The following is a 1,979-nucleotide window of genomic DNA, read 5'->3' on the forward strand; positions in this document are numbered from 1 at the left end:
TTCAGCCACCACAGTTGAAGAACAGCGCCAGTCACGGCGCTACGCGCCATGCCCGGCGCACACAAAAAAGCCGGAGCAATAAACTCCGGCTTTTTGAGATTTAACCGGATGATTATGTCATCCGGCTTGTAAGATTATGCAACGTCTTCGTACTGCGGAACTGGATTGCGGAAGCTCTTGGTTACGCAAGCCAGGTAAATCAGGCCGATTGCCGCCCAGATCAGACCAAGAACCATTGAACTTTCTTCCAGGTTAACCCACAGCGCACCAACGGTCAGCGCACCACACATCGGCAGGAACAGATACTGGAAGTGATCTTTCAGTGTCTTGTTACGCTTCTCACGGATCCAGAACTGCGAGATAACCGACAGGTTAACGAAGGTGAACGCCACCAGCGCACCAAAGTTAATCAGCGCCGTTGCCATTACCAGGTCAAAGTTGATTGCCAGCAGGGCAATCGCGCCAACCAGGATGATGTTCATCGCCGGAGTACGCCATTTCGGGTGTACATAACCGAAGAAGCTTTTCGGGAACACACCGTCACGCCCCATTACGTACATCAGACGCGCTACACCTGCGTGCGCCGCCATACCGGACGCCAGCACAGTAATGGTAGAGAAGATCAGCGCGCCAACCTGGAACGCTTTGCCCGCAACGTACAGCATGATTTCAGGCTGTGACGCATCCGGATCTTTAAAGCGAGAGATATCCGGGAAGTACAGTTGCAGGAAGTAAGTTGCAAAGATGAAGATCATGCCGCCGATCAGCGCGGTCAGGAAAATCGCACGCGGGATCACGCGCTCTGCATCTTTGGTTTCTTCCGACAGGTTGCTGATGCCGTCAAAACCGGTAAAGGAGAAGCACAGGATTGTCGCCCCGGTAATCATCGGGATAACATGCGCATCGCCAGACCAGAACGGACGAGTGCTCGCCAGTGTACCCGCGCCTTCACCTTCAAATACGCCATACACAACCATGCCCAGAATCACCGCGATCAGCGCTACCTGCAACACCACGATTACGGTGTTGAAGTTCGCTACGGATTTCAGACTACGCAGGTTAAAGGCGGTCATAAAGGCCACCAGCGCCACCACAAATATCCACGATGGGATGGAAGGCACCAGAGCTTCAAAATAGATTTTCGCCAGCAGAATGTTGATCATCGGCGCGAACAGATAGTCGAGCAGAGAAGACCAACCCACCATAAAGCCAACCGTCGGGCTAATGGATTTCTGGGCGTAAGTGTATGCAGAGCCAGCAGAAGGATAGCGACGAACCAGCTTCCCGTAGCTCAGCGCCGTAAACAGGATCGCAATCAATGCGAACGCATAGGCTGTCGGCACATGGCCATCCGTGAGGCCTGAAACGATACCAAAAGTATCAAACAGCGTCATCGGCTGCATATAGGCAAGGCCCATCATTACAACCGGAACTAACGTAAGCGTTTTACGCAATTCCACGCGAGAGGTGTTTGGAGTAACGTTATGCGACATGGTCATTCTCCTTTACGGTGATAACCGTCGCGTAAGCAAAAAATTGCCCCATTTTTTTGGATTCCTCAGCGACAACAACTGTCGATTTTTAGTAAATATCTATCCGGTACGAAGCCCGGCCTCTTGGTATGAATGATTGGTCAGAAGCAAAAAATAACCGACGCTAATGAAACGTCGGTTTTTAGTCATTTTTTGACAGCGGCGCATTGTGCCTAAATAGGGGTGAAATGACAAGAGAATGAGAGGCTTGTCATAATAATTTTTCTTTAAATGGCTGATTTTCCGTCATCAGATTTTGCATAAACACCGGCGATCGCACTATTTGCTAAAATCTCGTCTCGCCACCAGGCGCTGGCAAGTCCTGAAGTCTCTTCGTTCCAGCCAATCCAGACGGGTTCAAACAGCGTTTGGGCAACCACTTTCTTCGTAAGCGTGCAGCAAGAACCGTATTGACGGGGATGTGTTATTCAGTCGGCAGTGCTACGC

The 1,979-nt window shown here is 50.9% G+C and carries 2 protein-coding genes and 1 pseudogene; all 3 read right to left on the reverse strand.

What is annotated here, in order from left to right; all coding sequences use genetic code 11:
- Positions 1-134: 134 nt before the first annotated feature.
- Positions 135-1,493 (reverse strand): putrescine/proton symporter PlaP, encoded by a 1,359-nt coding sequence (gene plaP, locus A7090_RS24370; RefSeq protein ID WP_105275808.1) that lies wholly within the window; start codon positions 1,491-1,493, stop codon positions 135-137.
- On the reverse strand, positions 1,483-1,545 hold the full coding sequence (yoeI, locus tag A7090_RS24375; RefSeq protein ID WP_010723108.1) for a membrane protein YoeI: 63 nt from the start codon (positions 1,543-1,545) through the stop codon (positions 1,483-1,485). The genes plaP and yoeI overlap by 11 nt, the downstream gene beginning before the upstream one ends.
- Before the next feature lie 214 nt (positions 1,546-1,759).
- Positions 1,760-1,924: pseudogene (locus tag A7090_RS24380) on the reverse strand (LysR family transcriptional regulator); the annotation flags it as partial.
- Positions 1,925-1,979: the final 55 nt, after the last annotated feature.

Source organism: Escherichia sp. MOD1-EC7003, assembly GCF_002965065.1.
Classification (GTDB): Bacteria; Pseudomonadota; Gammaproteobacteria; order Enterobacterales; family Enterobacteriaceae; genus Escherichia.